Here is a 24,870-nt window from a genome sequence, read left to right as displayed (position 1 = left end):
AGAGAGGATAAAATGCAGGGTTCTGTCACCGAATTCCTTAAGCCGAGATTAGTTGGTATCGAAAAAATCAACCCAACTCGTGCCAAAGTTACTTTGGAACCACTTGAGCGCGGTTTCGGGCATACCTTGGGCAACGCGTTGCGTCGTATTTTACTTTCGTCTATGCCAGGTTGTGCAGTGACTGAAGTAGAGATCGACGGCGTTCTTCATGAGTACAGCGCCAAAGAAGGTGTTCAGGAAGATATCATTGATATTTTACTGAACCTGAAAGGTTTAGCCGTCCGCTTGGAAGACAAAGACGAAGTCACTCTGACTTTAACTAAGAAAGGTGCTGGCCCTGTAACTGCTGGTGATATCCAGCGTGGTGACGGTGTAGTGATCGTTAACCCAGAGCACGTAATATGCAACCTGACCGGCGAAACTGAATTCAGTATGCGCCTGAAAGTTGAACGTGGTCGTGGTTATGTTCCTGCTTCGGCCCGCGTATCCTCAGAGGATGACGAACGTCCAATTGGTCGTCTGTTACTGGACGCATCTTTCAGCCCGGTAGAGCGTATAGCCTACTCAGTTGAAGCTGCTCGTGTAGAACAGCGTACCGACCTGGACAAACTAGTTATCGACATGGAAACCAATGGCACAGTAGAGCCAGAGGAAGCGATTCGTCGTGCTGCGACTATTTTAGCTGAACAGCTGGAATTCTTCGTAGAATTACGCGACAAGAGCGAGCCAGAAAAACGTGAAGAGAAGCCGGAGTTTGATCCGATTCTGTTACGTCCAGTCGATGATTTAGAATTAACAGTTCGTTCTGCTAACTGCTTAAAAGCAGAGCAGATACAGTACATCGGTGATCTGGTACAACGTACTGAGGTTGAGTTGCTGAAAACGCCAAACCTTGGTAAAAAGTCGCTTACCGAAATCAAAGACGTGTTGGCTTCACGCGGTTTATCCTTAGGCATGCGCCTGGAAAACTGGCCTCCAGCAAGTTTGGTAAATAAAGACTAACCAGATTCCAGTTCCTGGTTTAGTAAGAAGGAATAGATCATGCGCCATCGTAAGAGTGGTCGTCAGTTAAACCGGAACAGCAGTCACCGTACTGCAATGTTCCGCAACATGGCTAGCTCGTTGGTGAAGCACGAAATCATCAAAACGACTCTGCCAAAAGCAAAAGAGTTACGTCGCGTAATCGAACCTCTGATTACACTGGCGAAAAATGATAGCGTTGCAAACCGCCGTTTAGCTTTTGCTCGTACACGTGATAAAGAAGTAGTTGGTTTGTTATTTAACGTGTTAGGTCCACGTTATAACGCCCGTCCAGGTGGTTACACTCGTATTCTGAAGTGTGGCTTCCGTGCAGGCGACAACGCACCAATGGCTTACATCGAGTTAGTAGACCGTCCAGAAGTGGCCGGCGCTGCATTACCAGCTGAAGAAACAGCAGCTGAGTAAGTAAGACTCCAAATAAAAAGGCCAGCGCAAGCTGGCCTTTTTTTGTCTGAATGTTGACCCTCTGAAATAAGTTGACCGATTGGTCATCTATTTTGTATAAGCCAATACGGTCAAATCGTAAAATTCGCGACTCCTCTCAAGTCCTTTAACTATATGCCTCTTAGTAGCAACCCAAGTGCGGATGCTTGACGGCTGTTTTTCGGCACTTTGATATTATCCAATTCCGCGACTCTGATTGAGCGAACCGGGAGTGAAAACCTAACCGAAAAACATCGCAGCTACCAAGCCAACAGTAGGCATTGTCCAGAACACAAAGTATTGTGACCTTGCTGCACTTACTTGTTGTTTTTACCAGCTAACAACGTTACTTAAAAAGACTCTGCAGAGTTCTCGATCGCTTCAAATTAAACCCGAACTCAGGTGTCAATGCCTCGTAAGGCATGCACCACCTGCCTTGTTAAGTAAGGCCGCACGCAACCCAGTACAATCAGTGTTGTTAACAGCAACACAGTCAGCAGTGCTAATGCAGCATTCAGCGGTGCTATTTGTAGCTGCTGCGCAAAGCCAAAGGACCAACCTAAGCTTTGACTGTGTTGTAAAACGCTATAAGCAACTGTCAACAACAGCACCGCCCACAGTAAGGGTTTTAAGCTGTCTACTAAGGTCAGTTGCAGCAAATGCTGCGGCCGTGCACCCAAAGATTGGCGCACGGCCAGTTCATATTGACGCAGTTGAATTTGCGTGCGGATCACCGCGAAAATACCGAGGCCAGCGAGAGCCAATGCCAGCAATGATAACGCTGCGGTCACCACAGCCGCGACTCGCGCATCTTTGGTATGGTCGGCAAAAATCTCGGCGGTGGTGTTAAAGCGGGAAACTTTCAATTGCGGATTGGCCAACGCCAAGGCTTGATTCACTTGGGCACGAGTCACCGTATGGCCCTCAGGCATTTGCAGCAGGATAAATGGATAAGCCGACGGTATAAAATTACGGTAAACCGCGTTGGTGGCCGCTTGGTTCGGCAAATGCAAATCTTTGACCACACCAACGATACGCACAGGCGTTGTGGCACCCCGTAAATACAAGGGTTTATCCAGTACATCCGCATCCGGACTGATGGCTCTGGCCAGACTTTCACTGATCAGCACCACCGGCTCTTGCGCCTGTACTTGCGCCGGGCTGAAAAAATCGCCGCTTTGCAGTTGCAGGCCAAGGGTTTTCAGGTAACCATCATCGCCAGCATAGTCTTGCGTGCGCAAAGCGGGACTATCAAGCTCGGGGGTGGTACGTATATCTCCCAAAGGGTCCGGCTCTAACCAATAGGAAATCGGCGGATAATAGCCAAGCCCGGCGGAAGTCGCATTGGTTTTGGCTTTGACATGCTGCAGCGCCTCTAGATAACGCTGACGGCGCTCTGTTGCAGGCATAGTCTCTAATAAAGCGCCGGGGTTCAGGGCTATCTGGTAGCTTTGTAAATTCAGCCCCGTTGGTTTTTGCAGTGTGCTAAACGCCTGTATAAAAATTTGGCTGCAGTAAATCAGTGTTAACAGACAAAACAGGGTTTGCGACATCAACAGCAATTGTCGTGTACTTTTGGACACCTGTACCGAAGCACCTTTACCACTTTGTTGCAGGCTTTGTTGTAACTGGCGGTAATTCAATTGCCGGGTTAACCAGGCCGCCAAAGCTAAACACCACACCAGTAATGAAACAACCGTCAGTAGCAGACTACCTGTGGTGCTCCCCAGTTCCTGTAGCCGCGGCAAGGGGCCAGCATAACCGGCTTTTAAACTGAGAAAGCAGGCTTGCGCCACCAACAGACAAAGTACAAAAGCGGGCAATGCCAACACACTAAATTCCAGCAGATATTGGCGGAATAAGTGTTGCGGCCGGGCACCGAGCGCGATGCGAATGGTCAGGGATCTTTGTTGTGCCATGGCGCGGCTCAGTACCAGATTGGCAATATTGGCCAGCGCAATGGCGCATAATAAAGCACTCCCGGCAAACAGGCTCAGGCTCAGCTTGCTGGCATCCCCCAGAATACGACTACGCACTGACTCCAGCCGAAGCGCTATATGATGGTTATGCAGTTGCGGGCGCTCCAGCGCAGCGCTTTGAAATTGTGGCGCTGCCCATTGCTGCAGATCGTGGGTCAATTGGCGTGGATCGGTGTTTGTTGCCAGCTTCAGCAGCAAATGGCGTTGGTTATTATTGGCATTCCAGCGACCTGGGCCCGCATTATGAAAGTCGAAACTTAGCCAAACCTCGGTATACCAGCCCGGTGCCGCCATCACTGGTTCGACAAAATTTTCCGCCAGCACCCCGATCACTTTAAAAGAGACGCCTCTAAACGACAGGGTTTTTCCCAGCACTTGTGGGTCGAGCGCAAAATGTTGTTGCCAGACGGCATAACTGAGCACCGCGACCGGCACCTGACTGTCCAACCCTTCGTCCGGGTTCAGATGACGGCCAAGCGCCAATGGCGCGTCAAACATCGGCAAAAACTCCGGTGTGACATAACCTAATTGAAACGTTGGATTGTCCGGTAAACTTTGTTCCACCCCTAAGCTGATATTATGCAAGGCTTTGCTCTCGATGCCCGGCCAGGATTGGCGGTATAGATCGAGTGATGCCTGTGACGGTAGCCACTCAGAAGAGACGGGGCTTTCCTCGTTGAGCAAACTTCCGCGCAGTAGCTGTAACTGCGGCTCATCTTTGTAAGGCAAAGGGGCAAACAGCAGCTGATAATTCAGCTGAAAAGTCGCCAGTAAGGCACCAACGGTCAGGCCAATGGTGAGTATGATCGTCAGCGCATACAACTGCTGGCGTAGCAGCAGTAACTTCGCAGTGTGGAACCAGGTATGTAGTGAAGGGCGCAGCATATTATTGTCCTTGTAATGCATAGATGGCTGGTTTGCGGATAATGCCCCAGACCGAAAGCAGAGAAGTGAGCGTGGTCAGTAATATAATCAGCACCAGCGGCAAGGCGAAGCCGCCAGCCGACAGTTCAACCATGAATGTTGTGTGTTGCAGACCCAACCAAAGGGCAACCAGCAGTGCGGCTGCCAGCACTAAACCTGCCAGCACCGGTTTCAGATTTTCCCCCAGTAACTGGCGTAAAATCGTCCCCGGCCTGGCGCCAATCGCCATCCTTACGCCCAGCTCAAAGCGGCGTAGCTGTACGCTGTAACTCAGCACACCATAGATACCGATGGCAGCCAGTACGAAGCTTAAAACGACCAGTGCTGTTGTTACGGCCGCGGCCAGATAATTGCGCAGCAGTACCCGGTCGATGTTATCGGCCATGCTGTGGAGCGCAGCGGCTTTAAATTGCGGCGACACTTGTGCCATGGCCTGATTAATCGCTGTTTTGTCGATGGACATACCGGGTTTTAACTGCAGCGCCAGACTGGCTGTCCCAGTGACACTTCGGGGCATATAACTGCGGTTGGGTTCAATCGCCGACCATGCATCCGGCAACTGATGATTGGCACTGACGCCGATGACTTCATAACTTTGGCTGCCGGTTTGGTTGTGCAGCCGCAACCCTAAAACCTGGCCATCGGGCCGCAGTTTTTCGGCAAAGGTTTGATTGATAATGATGACTAATGCCTGAGTGCTGACTTCCTGTGCGGTAAAGTTGCGGCCTTGCAATAACGGGATCGCAAACAAAGGGAGGTAGTACTGGTCTGTGCTGGTGTAGCGGCTGATCAAACTCTGAGTGGATTCAGCCGGATCCGCCACCGCATTTAAAACACCAAAGAGTCCATCAAAAGACACCGGCGGGTAGTTGGTCACAGCGGCCGCTTCGACTGCCGGATGTTGCAGCAGAATGTCCCTTACCTGGCTGAGTTCCATGTTGCGCTGGCGCAACAAGGCGAGCCGCTGATCTCCCGGTAAACCGGCAGCAGGTGCTGGCGTGGCATCGTCAATGGTGATCTGATAGCGATCACGACTGGCAAAGCCCACATCTTGGTGTAATTGTGTCAGCGCTTGCAGCAACACCTGCAGACAGCAAACCAGCAGCATGGCGGCCAGCGTCACCTGAGCACAAATCAGCCACTGACGAGTGCGGCGGCTGATTTGTACACCGCTGCCTTTGCCACTGCTTTGCAGGTTTTTCTGGATGGCTCTGTAGTTGATCTGGGTATTGATCAGTTGCCCAAATATCAGCCCCAGCAGCAGGCAGCTGAGGATCGCAAACAGCAACACCGGCCAGTCCAACCCCAGCGTAGCGATACCTGGCAGTGAATCCGCCGCGTATTGGCGCAGCAGAGCGTAGGCAGCTTCGGCCACCGCGAAAGCCAGCAACAAGGCGCCCAGCATGAGCCAGCTCAGCTCTGCCAGAATGGTGCCTAAAATATGCCGGCGCTGCGCCCCTAACGCAACCTGAATGCTCATCGCCCGCTGCTGACGGGCGGCACGGGAGAATAACAGGTTCATAATGTTGGTGGCGGCAATCAGCAGCAGTAGCATACTGCCGGCCAACATCCACAGGGTGCGGCTGCCGCTGTCGCCATGCAATATCTGCCGCAGAGGTTCAGCATTAAACACCAGACTGCGGCCAGCCTGACCTGGTAAGGCTGCTTCCTGATAGCGATCGTTCGTCAAGGCAGTTAGTTCCTGCGCAAAGGCCTGTCGTAAATCCGGGCTTTTCAGCTTGGCCAGATAAAACTGCCAGCCGGAGACAGAACTCCTGTCGCGAGGTACCACCGGGTTAAAATCCCAGGGTAACCAGACGTCGGTGTGGCGGGCGGTGCTTATCAAACGCGGTTCGCTAAACCGGGATGATGCAATACCGATCACTTTGTAATCCCGCTCCCCGATCCGCACTGAACGGCCGACCAGTGCCGGATCGGCATTGTAATGGCTGCGCCAGATCTGTTCAGATAACACTGCGACCGGCTGATGGCTGCCGGTATCTTCTTCCTGACTAAAAGCCCGGCCGTGCAACATCGGCATCTGGTACATCCGCATAAAACCAGAGGTGGCATAGGCCACCTGGATCACCGGACTATTTGCTAAATCGCGCAGCGTCAGATCGGTAAAAGAATAACCATACAGTGCATGATCGCTGACTTTGTCGGATAGCTGCTGATAAACCGGAAAAGTCGAGTTCGGCAGCACCCGTTGAAACAGCACTGAACCATCTTTTGCTAACCAGCTGGCGCTCCCCACCACCAGTTGTTCGTCATCCGGATACGGCAGTGGCGCCGCCAAAATCTGGTAGTTCAGGTTAAACATGGCAATCAGCGTGCCGAGGGTCAGGCCAAGCGTCAGCACGACAGTCGCGGCATAACCTTTTGCTTTACTCAGTGCATACAGTGCAGTGGAGAAATCTTTGCTGGTGAGCATGTTATTGGCCCTGTAATGCATAAATAGCGGGTTTGCGGAGAATGCCCCACACTGACAACAAGGTGGTCAACACCGTGAGCAGCGCAATTAACAGCAGGGGAAATGCAAAACCACCGTTGGACAGTTCGACCATAAATGTGGTGTTTTGCAGACCAAACCAGAGTGCAATCAGCAGCAAGGCGGCCAGAATCAAACCAACAACCACCGGCTTCAGATTCTCGCTGAGCAATTGGCGTAAAATACGGGCAGGCCCGGCACCAATTGCCATCCGCACCCCCAGCTCAAAGCGGCGCAGTTGTATGCTGTAGCTTAATACGCCATAGATGCCGATAGCCGCGAGCACAAAGCTCAGCAGCACCAGGGCGCTGGTGATGCTCAGTGCAAGATAATTGTCATACTGCAAACGGGTCATATTGTCAGCAATACTGACGACCCTATTGACCCGGTAATTTGGGGACACCGAAGTGAGCGCGGCGTTAATCGCTGTTCTGTCGATCTGCTGACCTGGTTTGAGCTGCAGCAGCAAACTGCGGCCAAACACCGGGTTCAGCGTGCTGTAAACCCGGTATTTTTCGGGTTTAGCCAGCTCATTGTCTGCAGCATACCAATCGGCAGCGATGCCAATAATTTCCGCTGGCGGCTGGTTACCTTGGCTATGCAGAAACTGGCCCAGCACCTGACCATCGGGCGATAGCGCCCTGGCGAGCGTTTCACTGATCACCACGACTGGCGCCCGGCTGCTGACTTCTTGTGCAGTAAAGCCACGGCCGGCCAATAAATCGATGTTAAACAGTGTCATAAAATATTGATCGGTATGCGTGATGCGGGCGTCGAGCAATTGGTTTGGGCTATCAGGGGATACCAGCACCATCAGCCGATCGCCGGAGGGTCCATAAAAAGACGCCGGCGCCCCGTTGGCAAAGGCCGCCATGGCAATCGCCGGGTGTTGTTGCAAGACGTCGCGGGCCTGCATCATCTGATCTTTACGCCCCCGGTTAATAGCGTCTTGTTCCGCGGCCGACAAGTTGGCAGCCGGATATGGCGTGGTATCTTCGATATACACCTGAAAACGGTCTTCGGTGGCAAAGCCGACCTGTTTATTCAGCTGGCTTATGCTCTGCAGTAACACCTGCGCGCTGCAGACCAGCAAGATGGCGGCGAACATCACTTGCGAGCCAATCAGTAACTGACGGGCGCGCTGGCTGACCTGCACACCACTGCCTTTGCCACTACTTTGTAATGATTGCTGCAGCGCCTGCATGTTGATGCGCCGGCTAATCAGCGCAGCAAACGCCAGCGTCAACAGCAGGCTGCCGATGATGGCAAATGCCAGGCTACTCCAGCCAAAGCCCAATTGGATATAAAGCGGGATCAGATCACTACCATAGCGGTGCAACAGCATACTGACGCCTTCGGCGACCCCTAAAGCCAATAGCATCGCAGTGAACATCAAACTGCTGAGCTCTGCCAACACCTGCGCAAACAAATGCTTACGTTGCGCCCCCAGTGCTGCCTGAATACAGAAACTGCGTTGTTGTTTGACTGCACGTGATAACAACAGATTGGTCACATTGGTGGCAGCAATCAGCAGCAGCACCAAGGCGCCTGCCAGCATAAACAGCGTTTGCGTTTCGTCGTTGGCCAGAAAGTCGCGCAAGCTGTGCGCCTGAAAAATCACCTGCCGCCCCGCCACGCTGGGCGTATCGGCACTGGTTTCCAACCAACGGCTGGCAATTTGCGGTCGCATCTCCTGTTCAAATTGTTGACGCTGTTTGGGATCGGCCAGTTTTGCCAGATAAAAGAGGAAGGGTGAGCCTCTATGAGCAGGTATGGAATGCAAGGGGCGGTCAAAATCCAGTGGTAGCCAGACATCAACGGCGCCCATCAATGGTCCATAAAAGTCGGGTTGTTTAAACTCAGCGCCAGCGATGCCTACGACACGGAACTGCTGATTATCGACAGTAATTTGCCGTCCTAATATCGCCGGATCGGCCTGATAATGTGCACGCCAAAACTGTTCACTGATCACCGCCACCGCTAGCTGACTGCCAAGCTCTTCGGTGTTGTCAAAGGCACGGCCTTGCAAAATCGGCATCTGATACATCCGCATAAACCCTGGCGTGGTATAAGCAATCTCGGCCAAGGGTGCATCAGGCAAATCGCGTAAAGTATAGGTACCGGCATAGGCAAATAAGCCATGGTCGCTCAGGCTTGCCGAAGGTTGGTGGTACATTTGTAACATGACTTGCGGTAAGGTGCGCTCACTAAGCACCTGACCGTTGCGATCAATCCAGCGCGCACTGCCGACCAGCAGTTTGTCTGCTTCCTGATACGGCAGTGGCGCGGCAATAATTTGGTAATTGAGGTTAAACATCGCGACTAATGCACCTAACGTCACACCCAAGGTGACAATGACTGTGGCGGCATAACCTTTGGCTTTGCTTAGCCCGTAAAGCGCAGTAGAAAAATCTTTGATAGTCAGCATGTTATTGGCCCTGTAATGCATAAATGGCAGGTTTTCTAATAATGCCCCACACAGAAAGAAGCGAGGTGAGGGTGGTCAGCAGCACAATCAGCAGCAGTGGTAGTGCGAAGCCGCCTGCGGACAGTTCAACGATAAAAGTTGTTTGCTGCAGACCCAACCACAGCGCAGCCAGCAGCATGGCTGCCAGTGCCAGACCCGCCAGCACCGGTTTTAAGTTCTCGCTGAGTAACTGCCGTAAAATAGTGCCAGGCCGCGCGCCAATTGCCATTCGCACACCCAGTTCAAAGCGGCGCAGTTGCACGCTGTAACTCAGCACACCGTAGATGCCGATGGCAGCCAACAGGAAGCTCAGCACCACCAAGGATGTGGTTACAGCCGCGGCCAGATAGTTGCTTAGCAGTACTCGGTCAACATTATCTTTAATGCTATAAATACTGGCGGCACGAAAGTTCGGTGAAACCTGGGCCATCATTTGGTTCAGCGCCGTTTTATCGATGTGCATGCCGGGTTTCAGGTGCAGCAGCAAGGTGCTGTTGTTAATCAGGTTGCTGGGTATGAAACTGCGAAAAGGCTCCTCTACCGACCATTCATCTGGCAGGTTATGGTTGGCACTGATGCCGATAATTTCATAAGCCAGACCCTGGCGCGAATACAGACGCTGCCCCAGCACCTGGCCATCAGGTTGTAACTGCTGGGCAAAAGCCTGATTGATAATCACCACCGGCGTCCGGGCTGTCACTTCCTGCGCGCTGAAGTTGCGGCCCTGCAGCAATTGGATGTTAAACAGCGGCAGAAAATACTGATCGGTGGTGGTGATCCTGCTCTCGACAATATGGTCCGGATTGTCCATCGCCGGCAAAAAGGTCATGGCACTGAAGGTGCCAGCATAGGAAATCGGCGCGTCGTTGCTGACCGAAGCTTGCAGTACCGCCGGATGTTGCCGGAATACCTCGGTGATCTGCATCAGTTCATCTTTACGCAGGTTGCTCGCCATTTGTCGTTGTTCGGTCGTCAGTGAACTGTCCGGCCTTGGTGTTGTATCATCGATGGCAATTTGAAAACGCTGTTCACTATTAAAGCCAATTTGCTGACGTAACTGATCCAGCGATTGTAATAAAACCTGAGCGCTGCAAACCAGCAACAACGCAGCCAGCGTCACTTGAGAGCAGATCAGTAGCTGGCGGGTATTACTGCTAATCTGCACACCACTGCCTTTGCCACTGCTTTGCAGGTTTTGCTGCAATGCCTTGTAGTTAATTTGCCGGCTGATCAGCTGTGCAAATAGCAGCGCCATCACTGCGGTTGTCAGCAGTGCAAATACTAAGGTCGGCCAGTCAAAACCTAATGCCGACAGGCGGGGCAAAGTGCTGGCGGCATAGCTTTGCAGCAGCCAATAAGCGCTTTGTGCTACGCCCAGCGCCAGCACCAATGCTGCGGCCAGCAAGCAGCCCAGTTCCGCCAGGATTTGACTGAATATGTGATGACGCTGTGCGCCCAGCGCCGCCTGAATACTCATGGTTCTTTGCTGTTTGGCGGCGCGTGACAGCAACAGATTGGTAATATTAGCGGCGGCAATCAGTAGCAACATCAGGCTACCGGCCAACATCCATAAAGTGCGATAGCTGCTGTCGCCTTGCAGCAACTGCCGCAGTGGTTCGGCATTAAATTGAACGCTACGGCCAGCTTCGCTGGCAATGGCGGCATTGACATCCTGATACTTACTGTTCAGCTCTGGCCCGATCTCCTGTTCAAAGGCTTGGCGTTCTGCGGCATTTTTTAGTTTGCCAAGGTAAAAATGCCAACCATTAAGACTGGCTTGACTGATGTTTTGTTGTCTTGGATTCATATCCCAGGGCAACCAGACATCGGTATGGCGCGACGGGCCAAGCAATTGCGGCTCACTAAAAGCGGCCGCTGCGATGCCCACGACGGTGAAATCGATATCACCGATGCGTACCTTACGGCCAACCAGCGCCGGATCAGCATTGTAATGATTGCGCCAGACGTGTTCCGTCAGCACGGCCACCGCGCTTTTAGTGCCAATATCTTCATCGGCACTAAAAGCGCGACCTTGCAGCATCGGCATCTGGAACATCTGCATATAACCCGGAGTGGTGTAACTTACCTGAACCTGCGGGCTGTCAGCCAAATCGCGTAACGTCATGGCTAGCGTTTGATAACGTAGCAAGGCGTGGGCACTGAGTTTATCGGACGGTTTGTCATAAAACTGCTGGATCAGGCCCGATGGCATGATGCGTGGGTATAATACAGAGCCGTCTTTATCCAGCCAGGCGGTACTGCCTACCACTAACTGCTCTTCATCTGCATAAGGCAGCGGCGCCGCTAAAATCTGATAATTCAGATTAAACATCGCAATCAGAGTGCCGAGCGTTAATCCAAGCGTCAGTACTACAGTAGCGGCATAACCTTTGGCTTTGCTGAGCCCGTAAAGCGCCGTTGAAAAATCTTTGATAGTCAGCATCTTATTGACCCTGTAATGCATAAATAGCCGGTTTGCGGATAATGCCCCAAACGGAGAGCAGCGAGGTGAGTGTGGTCAGCAGCACAATCAGCAACAGTGGCAGCGCAAAGCCGCCTGCCGACAGTTCGACAATGAGCGACGTTTGTTGCAGACCCAGCCATAGCGCGGCCAGCAGCAATGCTGCCAGCGCTAAACCCGCCAGCACCGGTTTTAGATTCTCGCCCAGCAACTGCTGCAAAATGGTCACCGGCCGCGCACCAATTGCCATGCGTACACCCAGCTCAAAGCGGCGCAGTTGCACGCTGTAGCTGAGCACACCGTAGATGCCAACAGCGGCCAGTAACAGTGTTAACAATGACAACCCGCTGGTCACGCCCGTAGCCAGATATTTAGCAAACAGAATGCGTTTGACATTGTCTTCCAGCGAGAACACCTCGGCAGCACGGTATTGTGGCTGAACTTGCTGCATGATTTGATTCAGTTCGGTTTTAGCAATAGTCATACCTGGCTTTAGCTCGTACAGCAGGGTGTTAGCTGCCCCTACCTGGCGTACGCTGTAAGCACGCAGCGGTTCTGTTGCGGCATATTGATCTGCCAGCTTAAAGTCTGAAACAACACCAATCACTTCCCAGAGCGCTTCCGCCCGCCCGATACGTTGTCCGACCGCTGGTTGATCCGGCCAGGTTGTTCTGGCAAAGGTTTCGCTGACGATTAATACATAACTGTTGTCATTGATATCTTGCGCGGTAAAGTTGCGGCCACTGAGTAACTTGATGCCAAATAGCGGCAAAAAATGCTGGTCAGTGTAAGTCACTCTGGCAGTCACAATATTGGTTAAATCATCAGGGGTTTTTAACCAGCTGCTTTCAGCGTAAACACCATCAAAATTAGCGGGCGCAAAGTTGGCGAGTGACACGGCATTGACTGCCGGATGTTGGGCCAACGCATTGCGTACCTCCGCCAGCTCACGTTTTTTCTGCTGAATTCTGGCAATGCGGGTTTCCTGGGTGAGCACGGGCGCTGTTTCATCAATATCGATTTGATAAATATTTTTGGTATGAAAGCCCACATCCTGGCTCAACTCAGTGATGGACTGTTGCATCACTGTCATACAAACAACTAACAGCACTGCAGTGAGCGTCACCTGACTGATAATTAACAACCGGCGCACTTTTGCTGATATTTGCAGGCCACTGCCTTTGCCGCTGCTCTGTAACTGAGAGTTCAGCATGCGGTAGTTAATGTGCCGTACCACCAGAGACGCAAAGGCACCACCTAGCAGGGCCGTCACCACAAACGCAAAGGCCAGCGTCGGCAGATTGAGCTGCAATTCGTTGACCCTGGGTAAATAGACTTCGGCGACCTGTTGCAATACACGGTACTCCAGCTGAGCCACAACTAAAGCCAGTAATAAAGCAACCAGCAGCAGCAGAGCCATTTCGGCAAACATATGCATAAATACATGCTTTTTCTGCGCACCTAAGGCTGCCTGAATGGCCATATTGCGCTGCTGACGCACTGCGCGGGCCAATACCAGATTAAGAGTGTTGACACTGGCAATACACAGCAAGACCAGACTGCCCACAAATAACCACAGCGTTTGGTGGCTGCTATCCCCCAACAGCTTTTCTCTGAGCGGTTGCGCTTCAAAACTGATGCTAAGATTAGCTGGGTTTGGACGATCGGCATTAGCGTCCTGAAATTGGCTGTTTAATTGTGCAGTTAGCTGTTGTGACACGCGTTGATAATCATCAACTGATTTAAGTTTACCGAGTAAAAACTGCCAGCCGGTCATACATGATCTGCCGTCTAACCCTCTGGTACAAGGAGAAGGATTAAAGTCCCAGGGTAGCCAGATATCATTGATCCGGGTTGGGCCAATCAATCGGGGTTCGACAAAATGGTCGGCAGCTATACCCACCACTGTAAATTGGTTAGCGGCAATTTGGATGCTTTTTCCCAGCATAGCCGGGTCTGCATTGTAATGTTGTCGCCAGACCCGCTCGCTGATAATCGCGACGGCAGCATTCGAATTTTGATCCTCTTCAGCACTAAAAGCCCGGCCATGCAGCAGCGGCATCTGGTACATCCGCATATAACCAGGCGTGGTATAGGCAAGTTGCACCTTGGGTGTATCGGCTTTATCACGCAAAGACGCTGCCAAATAAGAATACGCCAGCAGTGCAGTGTCTTCAAAAGTACTTTTATCCTGTTGATAAAGCGTTTGGAGCAAAGGCACGGGGGATGCATAGTCGAATTCCATCACATTGTCTCTAAAGCGCGGCGTTTTGCTAACGAATAGTCGCTCTTCATCCAGATAGGGCAAGGGGGCCGCAAGAATGGTGTAATTCAGGTTAAAGGCGGCCAACAAGGTGCCGAGAGTCACTGCCAGAGTGACAACGACTGTGGCGGCATAACCTTTGGCTTTGCTTAGCCCGTAAAGCGCAGTAGAAAAATCTTTGATAGTCAGCATCTTATTGGCCCTGTAACGCATAAATAGCCGGTTTGCGGATAATGCCCCAGACCGACAACAGTGAAGTGAGCGTGGTCAGCAGCACAATCAGCAACAGTGGCAGCGCAAAGCCGCCTGCCGACAGTTCGACAATGAGCGACGTTTGTTGCAGACCCAGCCATAGCGCGGCCAGCAGCAGTGCCGCCAGCACTAAACCGACGCAAACAGGTTTCAGGTTCTCGCCCAGCAACTGGCGCAAAATAGTGGTAGGTCTTGCGCCAATCGCCATCCTTACACCCAGCTCAAAGCGGCGCAGTTGTACGCTGTAACTCAGCACACCGTAGATGCCGATGGCGGCTAGTACAAAACTCAGCACCACTAATGATGTGGTTACAGCCGCAGCCAGATAGTTGCTCAGTAAAACCCTGGTAACATTGGCTTCAATGCTATGGATATTGGCGGCGCGATAATGCGGCGATACCTGTGCCATCGCCTGGTTAATGGCTGTTTTGTCTATCTGCATACCGGGTTTTAGCTGCAACTGCAGACTGGCGGTTGTGCCTATATTGCGGGTTAAATAACTGCGGCCGGTCTCTTCCGCCGACCATGCATCTGGCAAATGGTGATTAGCGCTGACGCCGATAATCTCAAATGCCAGGCTGCCGTTCGGGTTATACAGTCTTTCGCCAAGCACATTGCCGTCGGGCTTGAGTTGTTGCGCCAGCACCTGATTAATGATGATTACCTGTGCCTGTGCCGCGACCTCCTGTGCTGTGAAATTACGGCCCTGTATTAACTTAATGTCGAACAGTGGCAGATAAAACTGATCGGTGAACACGGCACGGCTGAACAGTTGCTGGTTGGGGCTGTCTGGCGATGCGATGAAGCTGGCAGATCCATAGTAGCCATCGAAAGAAATCGGCGGGTAATTACTGACCGACACCGCCTCTACTGCCGGGTGTTGCTGCAGTATATCCCGCACCTGCATCAACTCGTCCTTTTGTTGGCGGTATATCGCGCGGCTTTGTTCCAGCGGCAAATCGGCGTCCGGTGTTGCGGTAATGTTATCAATCGGGATTTGATAGCGATCTGAGCTGGCAAAACCCACTTGCTGGCGCAGCTGTTGCAACGACTGCAACAACACCTGCGCGCTACAGATCAGCAGCATGGCGGCCAGCATCACCTGAGCGCCTATTAATACCTGACGGGTGCGGCTGCTGATTTGTACACCACTGCCTTTGCCGCTGCTTTGCAGGTTTTGTTGCAGCGCACGGTAATTAATTTGTCGGCTGATAAGCGCAGAAAAACCCAACGCCAGCAGCGAGGTCGTCGCCAGCGCAAATGCCAGTGCTGGCCAGTCAAACCCCAACTCTGCCAGTCTTGGCAGCATGGCACCGGCGTACAGTTGCAGTAAGTGATAAGCACCTTCGGCCACGATAAAAGCCACTACCAGGGCGCTGCTCATTAACCAGCTAAGTTCAGCCAGCACTTGCCCCAGTAAATGATGGCGCTGAGCCCCCAGAGCAGCCTGAATACTCATACTGCGTTGCTGGCGGGCTGCGCGGGATAACAATAAGTTCGTGATATTGGCTGCAGCGATCAGTAATAACAGCAGGCTGCCGGCCAGCATCCATAAGGTGCGGCTACTGCTGTCACCTTCTAACACTAAACGTAGTGGCTCGGCATTAAATACCAGGCTGCGGCCGGCCTGTCTGGGTAAAGCTGCGATATCTTCCTGATACCTGTTGGCTACTTGCGGTCGCAACTCCTGCTCAAAGGCCTGATGTTGGCTGGCGTCCTTAAGTTTCGCCAGGTACAAGTGCGCGCCACTTACGTCACCGGGACCAAAGCTACTACCAATGCTAAAGTCCCAGGGTAGCCAGATATCATTGCTGCGAGCTGGTCCGGTCAAACGGGGCTCGATAAATTCGGCGCCGGCGATGCCCACCACTTTAAACTGCTGGCTGCCAATATGCACACTGCGGCCTACCAGCGCCGGGTCCGCGTTATAATGCTCACGCCAGACTTTTTCGCTAAGCACTGCGACAGGTTGCTGGCTGCCGACATCTTCTTCGGCACTAAAAGCGCGGCCATGTAATAGCGGCATCTGGTACATGCGCATATAACCGGGCGTGGTGTAGGCAATCTGCACTTGTGGGCTGTGCGGCAGATCCCGCAGCGTTATACCGATGTAAGAAAAACTAAATAAGGCCTGATCGCTTAAATGTTCTGAGGGGGCTTGGTAAAACTGGCGGAAAATGTTTACTGGCAGCATACGCTGATACATCACTGTACCGTCCTTATCCAGCCAGGCGGTACTGCCCACCAGCAACTGCTCTTCATCAGCATAAGGCAGCGGTGCCGCTAAAATCTGATAATTCAGATTAAACATCGCTACTAAGGTGCCTAGTGTTAACCCAAGCGTCAGCACCACAGTAGCGGCATAACCTTTGGCTTTACTCAGGGCGTACAGAGCAGTAGAAAAATCTTTGATAGTTAGCATCTTATTGCCCCTGTAATGCATAAATGGCGGGTTTGCGGATAATGCCCCACACCGAAATTAGCGAGGTGAGTGTGGTCAGCAATACAATCAGCAGCAGTGGCAAGGCAAAACCGCCGACCGACAGTTCGACCATCAAGGTTGTGTGTTGCAGACCTAACCAAAGTGCCACCAGCAACAATCCCGCCAGCACCAAACCTGCACAGACTGGTTTCAGGTTCTCGCTCAGCAATTGGCGCAAAATAGTGGCAGGCCGCGCACCAATCGCCATGCGCACACCCAGTTCAAAGCGGCGCAGTTGCACGCTGTAGCTCAACACGCCGTAAATACCGATGGCGGCGAGCAGGAAGCTCAATAACACCAAAGCTGAAGTGACTGAAGTCGCCAGGTAATCGCGGATCAGCGCCAGATTGACATTGTCCTGGATCCTGTAAATCCCTGCTGCGCGATAATGCGGCGATACTTGTGACAACGCCTGATTGATGGTGGTTTTATCAATCTGCATCTCGGGTTTGAGTCGCAACAGCAAGTAGCCGCCATAAAACAGACTGCGGGTGGTGTAGGTGCGATAGCGTTCTGTGTTGAAGCCTGCTTCAGGCAGATTGTGGTTGGCGCTGATGCCGATAATGTCGTACACCGGACCACCACTTTGCGAATGCAGCTTCTGGCCAACCACATCACCACCGGGTTGCAGTTTTTCAGCCAGCGCCTGATTAATCACCACCACCTGCGCCTGTGTGGATATTTCTTGCGCGGTAAAATTACGGCCTTGCAGTAATGCGATGTCAAACAGGGGTAAAAAATGCTGATCGGTATGCGTGACGCTTGCTTCAATAACATCTGTCAGGTTGTCTGGCGACACCAGATAGGCGCCCCAGTTGCCAGAAAAACCATTAAATGAGGCTGGTGCGCCGCTACCAACAGATGCATCGACAACAGCCGGATGCTGTAATAACAGATCCCGTACCTGCATCAATTCTTCTTTCCGCTGCCGGAAAACCGCCCGTCGCTGTTCAATCGGCAAGCTGCTGTCTGGTGCCGGGGCAATATCTTCAATGCTAATCTGATACCGGTCTTCTGTCGCAAACCCAACCTGACTGCGCAATTGCGACAGTGACTGCAACAATACCTGTGCACTACAGACCAGTAATACTGCAGCCAGCATGACCTGGGAGCCAATCAATAACTGGCGGGTGGTGGTATTGATTTGCAGACCACTGCCTTTACCGCTGCTTTGCAGGTTTTGCTGCAGGGCCCGGTAATTCAGCTGACGGCTGATCAACTGGGCAAAGCCAAAGGCCAGCAGCAGTGTAGACAGCAGGGCAAACACAAAGGCAGGCCAGGCAAAACCAAGTTCCGATAGCCTTGGCAGTGTGTCTGCAGCATAACTGCGCAGCAGGCGATAAGCGCCCTCAGCCATGAACAAGCCCAACACCATTGCGGCCAACATTAACCAACTGAGTTCAGCCAGAATTTGGCCAAGCAGATGATGACGCTGCGCGCCGAGCGCTGCCTGAATGGTCATATTGCGCTGTTGCCGTGCAGAACGTGACAGCAGCAAATTAGTGATATTGGCGGCGGCAATCAGCAATAAAACCAGGCTACCGGCCAACATCCACAAGGTTTGCTGGCGGCTGTCACCTTCTAATACCAGCCGGGCCGGTTCAGCATTAAACCGCACGCTGCGCCCGGCCATACTGGTGACTACCGCGCTGGCATCCTGCCACAAGCTGTTGAGCTGCGGCCTGATCTCCTGCTCGAATGCATGTCTTGTCGCCGGATCTTTGAGTTTGGCCAAATACAATGCCGAGCCCAGGTTCGAGCCGGGCATGTTATGAAATGGGGCATTAAAATCCCAGGGCAACCACACATCAATCCGGTTATCTGCCGGGCCGGTAAAGGCGGGTTGGATGAAATCGGCAGCGGCAATGCCAATGACCCTAAAGTCGGCATTGCCAATACTGATATGACGTCCCACCACCGTTGGATCCGCCTGGTATTGACCGCGCCAAAGCTGTTCACTAATCACGGCAACCGCATTATGGTTGCCAACTTCTTCATCTGCACCAAAAGAGCGGCCATGCAGCAGCGGCATCTGGTACATCCGCATATAACCCGGTGTGGTATAAGCCAGTTGCACAGTCGGTGAGTGCGCGAGATCGCGCAAGGTGGCAAAACCTGCATAGTCAAACAGTGCCTGATCGCTCAGGGCATCAGAAGGTTTTGCATAAATCTGCTGGATGACTTTGGGCATGATCCGCGGACTTGTCACTGAGCCATCCTTATCCAGCCAGGCGGTACTGCCTACCACCAACTGATCTTCATCAGCATAAGGCAGCGGTGCCGCCAAAATCTGATAATTCAGATTAAACATCGCAACCAGAGTGCCTAGCGTTAATCCAAGCGTCAGCACTACAGTGGCGGCATAACCTTTGGCTTTGCTTAGTGCATAGAGCGCAGTGGAGAAGTCTTTGCGGGAAATCATCTTATTGTCCTTGTACCGGAGATATCAGACCGGCATTGATTTGTCTTTGGTTTTTTTCCAACAGAGAAACCAGCAACGCAAAAACCAGCAGACATAATAATTGCAATAAACCGAACACCAACAACAGCCAGCTGCTTTGCAATAGCCAGACGCTTCGTAAGGTAGGCAACAAATTCAGTAAGCTGATAAATAGGCTTAAGCTAATACCGCATGTAAAAAGTCGGCTGAGTTGCATCCTTCACTCCTTGTTTGGCAGCTTGTACTGCAGCAATGCTGCGGCTGGCCGCTACGAACACAGTTACTGAGCCGCAACCTGGCGTAAAGCTGTGGTGTGTTGTTGCATAGGTGTGCCGTCACTATCCAGAATGCGCCCATCCAGCAGATGTAACTTGCGGCTGGCCATATCGGCATAACGTGGGTCGTGTGTCACCATACAAAGGGTGGTGCCGTTGTTATTCAGTTCACACAACATATCCATCACGGCGTCGCCATTTCTGGAGTCCAGGTTACCTGTAGGCTCATCGACTAGCAGCAAAGCAGGGCTACCCACTAAAGCGCGGGCTATCGCAATACGTTGCTGCTGACCACCGGATAACTGATTAGGTCTGTGACCCGCTCTGTGAGTCATATCCACAGTTTTCAGGCAAGCCATGACGCGGTCTTCAATCTCAGATTTAGCAACAGACTGGCGGCGATAGCGCAGGGGCAGGGCTATATTGTCGAATACAGTCAGCTCATCTATTAAGTTAAATGACTGAAAGATAAAACCTATTTTTTCATTGCGTATAAAGGCCGCTTCGCTCAGGCTTAAGCCACTGACTTCCTTGCCTTCAATCTGATAACTACCACCGCTTGGCATGTCCAATAAGCCAAGCAGGGATAATAAGGTGGACTTACCACAACCGGACGGGCCGCAAATTGAGACAAAGTCGCCTGAGGAAATTTGTAAATCGATACCCCGTAAGGCATGGGTTTCCATTTCATCTGTGGCGAAAATTTTGGTGATGCCCTGCATCAGAATAGTTGGGTGTTGCATAAAAGTTCCTTTGCTTAATAGTCTTTAACGCACAACGCTGACTGTGTCTGCGTCCTGAAATCCCGCCATGTCGGATAAGACAAATTGTTCACCTTCAATGGCACCTTGGTGTAGTTGTAAAAAACGTCCGGCTTCGTCGCCAAACTGCACTGCTGTGGCGGATAAGGTATTAGTGTTTGGATCCAGTTTAAACAGTCTGGTCTGGCTATGACTTTGGCTATTCACCGGACGGTCGAGGTATAAAGTGTTCGTCAGCTCAGCGGTAAAAATCTGTGCATCTATATTCAGTTCAGGGCGGGCAGAGGTAGGTATGGCGTCAACAAAAGTCAGTTCCACTTCGATAGTGCCTTCGACGACCTGGGGCGTTACCCTGCTGACCACAGCATTGGCTTGTTCACGCCTGGTATTAATTCGGGCTTTTTGGCCGGGCCGAATTTGTTCAGCCTTGCTTTGGGACACCCGCACCAGAGCCAATAAATCTTTATCACTGCCTACCAATGCCAGCTCCTGACCTGCGGTTACACTTTGGCCCAGTTCAACCGGAACCCGTTGCAACACACCTTCAATCCCAGAGCGTACTGTCAATTGATCAAGACGCTGTTTTAAGCGTTGCTCGCGGGCTATGGCCTGATTCAGTTGCTCTTGCGAAATGGTCAAAGCTTCCTGATTTACCAGCTTTAGCTGATCCAGTCGCTTCTGTTGTAACTGAACTTGTTGTGCCAACTGAGATTTCTCCAGCACAGTGGTCTGAAAACTTAACTGTGAAACTATGCCCTTAGCTGCCATTTCCGCTTCTGCGCTGTGACGTAATACCAGCATTTGATAGCGGGCATCTAATTCTGCAAACCGGCCTTCTTCGGTCAGCATGTCACGCTGGTTGTTTAAATGCTGACGGCGGAAATTGGCATGTTCCTGTGCTGTGGCCATGCTGGCTGTTTCGATCTGCTGCATCAGTTCCGGATCGCTTAAACGCAGGATGATCGAATCTGCTTGCACTACAGCGCCGGCTTTTAATACTACTTCTTCCACTGTGGCAGGTGCTAAGGCGCTGATCAGCTTTTGTTTATCTGAACGCAATACGCCATAACCATCCACTGTGACCTGCAGATCGCCACGCTTCACAGTACCCAGCAATAAACCGGATTGTTCAATTTTGTATTGATGGCCAGGGGATGCAAACAAAGTACCCATCAGGACTAAAGCCGCCAGTGCGCTAACGACTAACACTGGCTTCTTCCAGAGAGCTGCAGCTTTTTCTTTTTTTATATCCATAATGATCTTCCGCCTTGCCTCTTATTAGTTGAATCTAAGCACAGCCACGTCGAATTGTTGCAGGGAGACACTTCAAATCGGCGCAGCTATGTTTTTTCAATAGAGCAAAGGGCGTGCCACTATATAATTGCATGATTTATATGGATATTTGTTAGTCGCTTTGAAAAGGGCGTCCGGGATCGGACGCTTTGAGTCCGGAATCGGACTTTTAAATGGAGAAAAAGAATCAGTCTTGCGGCAAGAATAAAGTAGCGCAAGAGCCTGTTATGCCGTCAGTTCTGTTGGTCAGATTCAGTTCGCCTCCCAGTTGTTCAATGATCTGGCGGCATAAGGCTAAACCTATGCCCTGACCCTGGGGTTTAGTACTGTAAAATGGCACAAATAAATCTTGCTGGTTACTAAGGCCAGAGCCTTGATCCAACAGCTGAATTTCAAGATTGTGATTTTGTAGCTTGAAATGCAACAACACTGTGCCCGGCGGACTGCCTGCTTCAATGGCATTTTTTATCAGGTTAATCAGCACCTGTTGCAACAACATCTGATCACTTTTAAATACCAGCTCTGTACCGCAGGCTTGTAGTTGATGCTGTTCAAACAACAGCTGCAAAGAGTGAAACAATTGTCCGGCGTTAATCTGCTGGTGCTGGATCCGCAGTTCTTTATTCAGTTCAGCATAACGGCTGACAAAATCCTGCAAATGCTGACTACGTTCGCGTATTAAGGCCAGCGCTTCCTGATCACGGCCTGGCGGCAATTTCTGCTGCAAATGTTCTGACAAACTTAGAACTGGTGTCAGCGAGTTGCGAATTTCATGGCTCAGAACCCGGATCAATTGTTGCCAGGCCTGGAGCTGAGTTTCCCGCAAAGCTGCCTGAATATTAATAAACACCAGCAGTTGGTGGCGTTGGCCTTGATCCAAAAAACGACTCTGGCGGATCTGCCATTGTTTTGCCTTCTCTTTATTGACAAAATTCCAATGAGGCAGGGCGCTCAGCCCCAAACTTTCTGCCGTCGCATGGCGCATACTTTGCCAGGGGCGGCCAAACAATTGGCTGAATTCGTTATTGGCGTAACTCAACTGCTGTTTATGATCAAATACCAGAATAGGGGTGTTTAACTGATCAATCAGCCGATACAGCAAAAACTGTTGTTCATCAAAATAACTTTTCCGTTGCTGTAACTGTTCGCTGAGCTGCTGTAACTGGAGTTGCAGTTGCGCTGCTATCCCTTTCTGAAACACAGCTTTAGCCTGCAAACTGTAATCCTGATTTTGCATTGCTTCTAACTGCACACTGGTGCGACGAAAAGCTGCGATAGTTTGCTGTCTGGTGAAGTGCTGCCACCTGGTAATGAGAATAAAAGCACAACAGCTACTAAGCCAAACCCACCAATGGGGCCAGAACCAGCAAAGCAGAGTTGCCAATACCAGACAAAGTAAAGCAATCAGCAGTGACTGCTTACGGCTTTGCGCTTCTATGCTGTCAGAGTTCCAGGCCATGTTTTTCCAGTCTGCGGTATAAAGACGACTTGGTAATACCAAGCTTTTCAGCAGTTTTTTGCTTATTGCCCTGACAAAGTTGTAATGCTTGACGGATCAAGGTCAGTTCAGCCTGTTCCAGTGTCATCAAAGGTAAAACTGCTGCTTGTGTTGTTACAGACTGCGGTTCATCCGGTAGTGCCAACTCTTTGAGTGAGATCTCTGTGCTTTGGGTTAATAACACGGCGCGCTCAAGCAGATGACTCAGTTCTCTGATATTGCCAGGCCAGTGGTACTGTTGTAACCGGCTTAATGCATTGTGATGCAAAGTCAGGCCAGTCTTATGGTAACGCTGGCCATGTTTGTGCAGGAAAAACTGGCAAAGTGGAGCTATATCTGCAGGTCTTTCTCTTAAAGGAGGTATACGAAATTCCAGTGTATTAAGGCGGTAATACAAGTCCTGACGGAACAGGCCATTTTGGATCAAGGCAGAAAAATCAGCATTGGTTGCCGCAATCAGTCTTAGATCGCTGTGTTCAGTCTGACTGGATCCTACAGCTTCATACTGGCCTGACTCCAGCACCCGCAACAACTTCGCCTGTTGCCCTAAGGGTAAAGTGGCGATTTCATCCAAAAACAAAGTGCCACCTTTAGCCAGACTAAAACGTCCGGCTCGCGCTTCTTTAGCATCGGTAAAAGCTCCCTTTTTATGACCAAAGAGTTCGCTTTCAAATAATGCCTCAGGAATAGCTGCCATATTGACTGAAATCAAAGGCCCGGCTGATCGGCCTGAATGCTGGTGCAGCCAGTGTGCCAGCTGACTTTTTCCTGTGCCGTTTTCGCCGGTCAACAGAATATTAGCTTCTGTGGCTGCTACGGTTTGCAGCTGCTGCATCAATGTCAGCATTTGTGAGCTTTGCCAAATGAGCTCAAGTGGTGGTGATGACAGCTGCTGGTGCAGGGCTTTATTCTGTCGGGTCAGAGTGGACAGCTTCAGCTGCTGCTGCAAAATTTGCTGCAGTCGTTGGTTATTCCATGGCTTTTCAACAAAGTCACCGGCACCAGCCTGCATCGCCTGCACTACTAAGGTGGTATTCGACCAGGCCGTCATAGCTACGACCGGAATGTCATAACCCTGTTGTTGCAGGTAACGTAAGAAGCGTAGCCCTTCATCTCCTGAAGTGGTATCGAGCTGAAAGTTCATATCCAGCAGGATCAAATCCGGTTGTTGGTGTTGCAGCCATTCGCGGGCTTGTACAGGGTTCTCCAGTTCTTCAATTCTGTAGCCCAGATCTTCCAGCATAAAACGGGCTGCAAGTCTGACTTCGCGGTTATCCTCTATAAGCAGGATCAGGGGCTGATAATCCGGGCGCGTTTGCACCATCTATAATTTCTCCATCTTCTTCTATATATAGAGCGGCTCTATATAGCTTGGCTAAGCTGATTGCTTCATTGCATATGCGGCACTATAGCAAAAGCTTCAGCAAAATAGATGCCAAAGCAAAAAACCAGATCATTTTGACGTTTAAGGGCTTAGCTTGATCGTCAGGATCCGGTTGAGGATCCGTTTTTTGAGCACATTTTGTCTGGAAAATGAGCATAAAAACCAAATTCGATTAAAAACTAAGCGGTCGAACAGCTTTTCTTAAAAAAGATCTTGCGGCTTAGTCTCAGATCTCTATAATGCGCTCCACACGATGCGACGGACTGATGCGAATCAAAAAGTCGATGTGAACAAATACTGAAAGGCGTTGATTATAAACGACTTTCGCTTCAGTGAAATGAAGCACTGCTCTTTAACAATAAGCAATCAATCATCTGTGTGGGCACTCACGGTTTAGATTCTGCAGCGAGCAATCGCACAAAGAATATATATCAGT

General features: G+C 51.2%; 14 protein-coding genes. 2 read left to right on the top strand and 12 right to left on the bottom strand.

All coding sequences use genetic code 11. The annotated features are described in order from the left end of the window. Nucleotides 1-12 precede the first annotated feature (12 nt). Together J2W69_RS16730 and rplQ are read left to right on the top strand one after the other, a co-directional pair. Nucleotides 13-1,002, top strand: coding sequence for a DNA-directed RNA polymerase subunit alpha (locus J2W69_RS16730; RefSeq protein WP_008899096.1), 990 nt, complete (start codon nt 13-15; stop codon nt 1,000-1,002). Between the two features lie 39 nt (nt 1,003-1,041). Continuing rightward, the gene (rplQ, locus tag J2W69_RS16725) at nt 1,042-1,446 is read left to right on the top strand and encodes a 50S ribosomal protein L17 (protein ID WP_008899095.1); all 405 of its coding nucleotides are present in this window, start codon (nt 1,042-1,044) and stop codon (nt 1,444-1,446) included. Between the two features lie 416 nt (nt 1,447-1,862). On the opposite strand, the gene J2W69_RS16720 is transcribed toward rplQ, so the two are convergent. From J2W69_RS16720 to J2W69_RS16665, 12 genes are all read right to left on the bottom strand, one after another. Beyond that, nucleotides 1,863-4,328 (bottom strand): ABC transporter permease, encoded by a 2,466-nt coding sequence (locus J2W69_RS16720; RefSeq protein WP_310280659.1) that lies wholly within the window; start codon nt 4,326-4,328, stop codon nt 1,863-1,865. Between the two features lies 1 nt (nt 4,329). Continuing rightward, nucleotides 4,330-6,801 (bottom strand): ABC transporter permease, encoded by a 2,472-nt coding sequence (locus tag J2W69_RS16715; protein WP_310280656.1) that lies wholly within the window; start codon nt 6,799-6,801, stop codon nt 4,330-4,332. A gap of 1 nt (nt 6,802) precedes the next feature. Further along, a complete protein-coding gene (locus J2W69_RS16710) occupies nt 6,803-9,286 on the bottom strand; it encodes an ABC transporter permease (protein WP_310280654.1) in 2,484 nt (827 codons plus the stop codon). A gap of 1 nt (nt 9,287) precedes the next feature. Then, nucleotides 9,288-11,768 carry an ABC transporter permease gene (locus tag J2W69_RS16705; protein ID WP_310280653.1) on the bottom strand — a complete coding sequence of 827 codons (2,481 nt, stop codon included), beginning with the start codon at nt 11,766-11,768 and terminating at the stop codon, nt 9,288-9,290. A gap of 1 nt (nt 11,769) precedes the next feature. Next, on the bottom strand, nt 11,770-14,241 hold the full coding sequence (locus tag J2W69_RS16700) for an ABC transporter permease (RefSeq protein WP_310280650.1): 2,472 nt from the start codon (nt 14,239-14,241) through the stop codon (nt 11,770-11,772). Between the two features lies 1 nt (nt 14,242). Then, on the bottom strand, nt 14,243-16,723 hold the full coding sequence (locus J2W69_RS16695) for an ABC transporter permease (RefSeq protein WP_310280648.1): 2,481 nt from the start codon (nt 16,721-16,723) through the stop codon (nt 14,243-14,245). A 1-nt stretch (nt 16,724) separates the two neighbouring features. Continuing rightward, nucleotides 16,725-19,205 (bottom strand): ABC transporter permease, encoded by a 2,481-nt coding sequence (locus tag J2W69_RS16690; RefSeq protein ID WP_310280646.1) that lies wholly within the window; start codon nt 19,203-19,205, stop codon nt 16,725-16,727. 1 nt (nt 19,206) lies between these two features. Further along, entirely contained in the window at nt 19,207-19,440 is a 234-nt protein-coding gene (locus J2W69_RS16685; RefSeq protein WP_310280645.1) for a hypothetical protein, read from the bottom strand. A gap of 63 nt (nt 19,441-19,503) precedes the next feature. Further along, complete coding sequence (locus tag J2W69_RS16680) at nt 19,504-20,241, bottom strand: ABC transporter ATP-binding protein (protein WP_310280643.1); 738 nt, start codon at nt 20,239-20,241, stop codon at nt 19,504-19,506. A 24-nt stretch (nt 20,242-20,265) separates the two neighbouring features. Further along, nucleotides 20,266-21,513, bottom strand: coding sequence for an efflux RND transporter periplasmic adaptor subunit (locus tag J2W69_RS16675; RefSeq protein WP_310280641.1), 1,248 nt, complete (start codon nt 21,511-21,513; stop codon nt 20,266-20,268). Between the two features lie 226 nt (nt 21,514-21,739). Further along, a complete protein-coding gene (locus tag J2W69_RS16670) occupies nt 21,740-23,011 on the bottom strand; it encodes a sensor histidine kinase (RefSeq protein ID WP_310280639.1) in 1,272 nt (423 codons plus the stop codon). Next, on the bottom strand, nt 22,995-24,374 hold the full coding sequence (locus J2W69_RS16665; protein WP_310280637.1) for a sigma-54-dependent transcriptional regulator: 1,380 nt from the start codon (nt 24,372-24,374) through the stop codon (nt 22,995-22,997). The genes J2W69_RS16670 and J2W69_RS16665 overlap by 17 nt, the downstream gene beginning before the upstream one ends. Nucleotides 24,375-24,870: the final 496 nt, after the last annotated feature.

Origin of the sequence: Rheinheimera soli, from assembly GCF_031457405.1 — a bacterium.
Classification (GTDB): Bacteria; Pseudomonadota; Gammaproteobacteria; order Enterobacterales; family Alteromonadaceae; genus Pararheinheimera; species Pararheinheimera soli_A.
Note: the sequence above shows the minus strand (reverse complement) of the source record. Positions and strands in the feature narration are given on the sequence as shown.

Excerpts from the sequence above, each read along its gene's own strand:
- J2W69_RS16720 (WP_310280659.1), bottom strand. The coding sequence starts at position 4,328 with ATGCTGCGCCCTTCACTACATACCTGGTTCCACACTGCGAAGTTACTG.
- J2W69_RS16730 (WP_008899096.1), top strand. The coding sequence starts at position 13 with ATGCAGGGTTCTGTCACCGAATTCCTTAAGCCGAGATTAGTTGGTATC.
- J2W69_RS16685 (WP_310280645.1), bottom strand. The coding sequence starts at position 19,440 with ATGCAACTCAGCCGACTTTTTACATGCGGTATTAGCTTAAGCCTATTT.
- J2W69_RS16695 (WP_310280648.1), bottom strand. The coding sequence starts at position 16,723 with ATGCTAACTATCAAAGATTTTTCTACTGCTCTGTACGCCCTGAGTAAA.
- J2W69_RS16715 (WP_310280656.1), bottom strand. The coding sequence starts at position 6,801 with ATGCTCACCAGCAAAGATTTCTCCACTGCACTGTATGCACTGAGTAAA.
- rplQ (WP_008899095.1), top strand. The coding sequence starts at position 1,042 with ATGCGCCATCGTAAGAGTGGTCGTCAGTTAAACCGGAACAGCAGTCAC.
- J2W69_RS16700 (WP_310280650.1), bottom strand. The coding sequence starts at position 14,241 with ATGCTGACTATCAAAGATTTTTCTACTGCGCTTTACGGGCTAAGCAAA.
- J2W69_RS16665 (WP_310280637.1), bottom strand. The coding sequence starts at position 24,374 with ATGGTGCAAACGCGCCCGGATTATCAGCCCCTGATCCTGCTTATAGAG.
- J2W69_RS16710 (WP_310280654.1), bottom strand. The coding sequence starts at position 9,286 with ATGCTGACTATCAAAGATTTTTCTACTGCGCTTTACGGGCTAAGCAAA.
- J2W69_RS16680 (WP_310280643.1), bottom strand. The coding sequence starts at position 20,241 with ATGCAACACCCAACTATTCTGATGCAGGGCATCACCAAAATTTTCGCC.
- J2W69_RS16690 (WP_310280646.1), bottom strand. The coding sequence starts at position 19,205 with ATGATTTCCCGCAAAGACTTCTCCACTGCGCTCTATGCACTAAGCAAA.
- J2W69_RS16670 (WP_310280639.1), bottom strand. The coding sequence starts at position 23,011 with ATGGCCTGGAACTCTGACAGCATAGAAGCGCAAAGCCGTAAGCAGTCA.
- J2W69_RS16705 (WP_310280653.1), bottom strand. The coding sequence starts at position 11,768 with ATGCTGACTATCAAAGATTTTTCAACGGCGCTTTACGGGCTCAGCAAA.
- J2W69_RS16675 (WP_310280641.1), bottom strand. The coding sequence starts at position 21,513 with ATGGATATAAAAAAAGAAAAAGCTGCAGCTCTCTGGAAGAAGCCAGTG.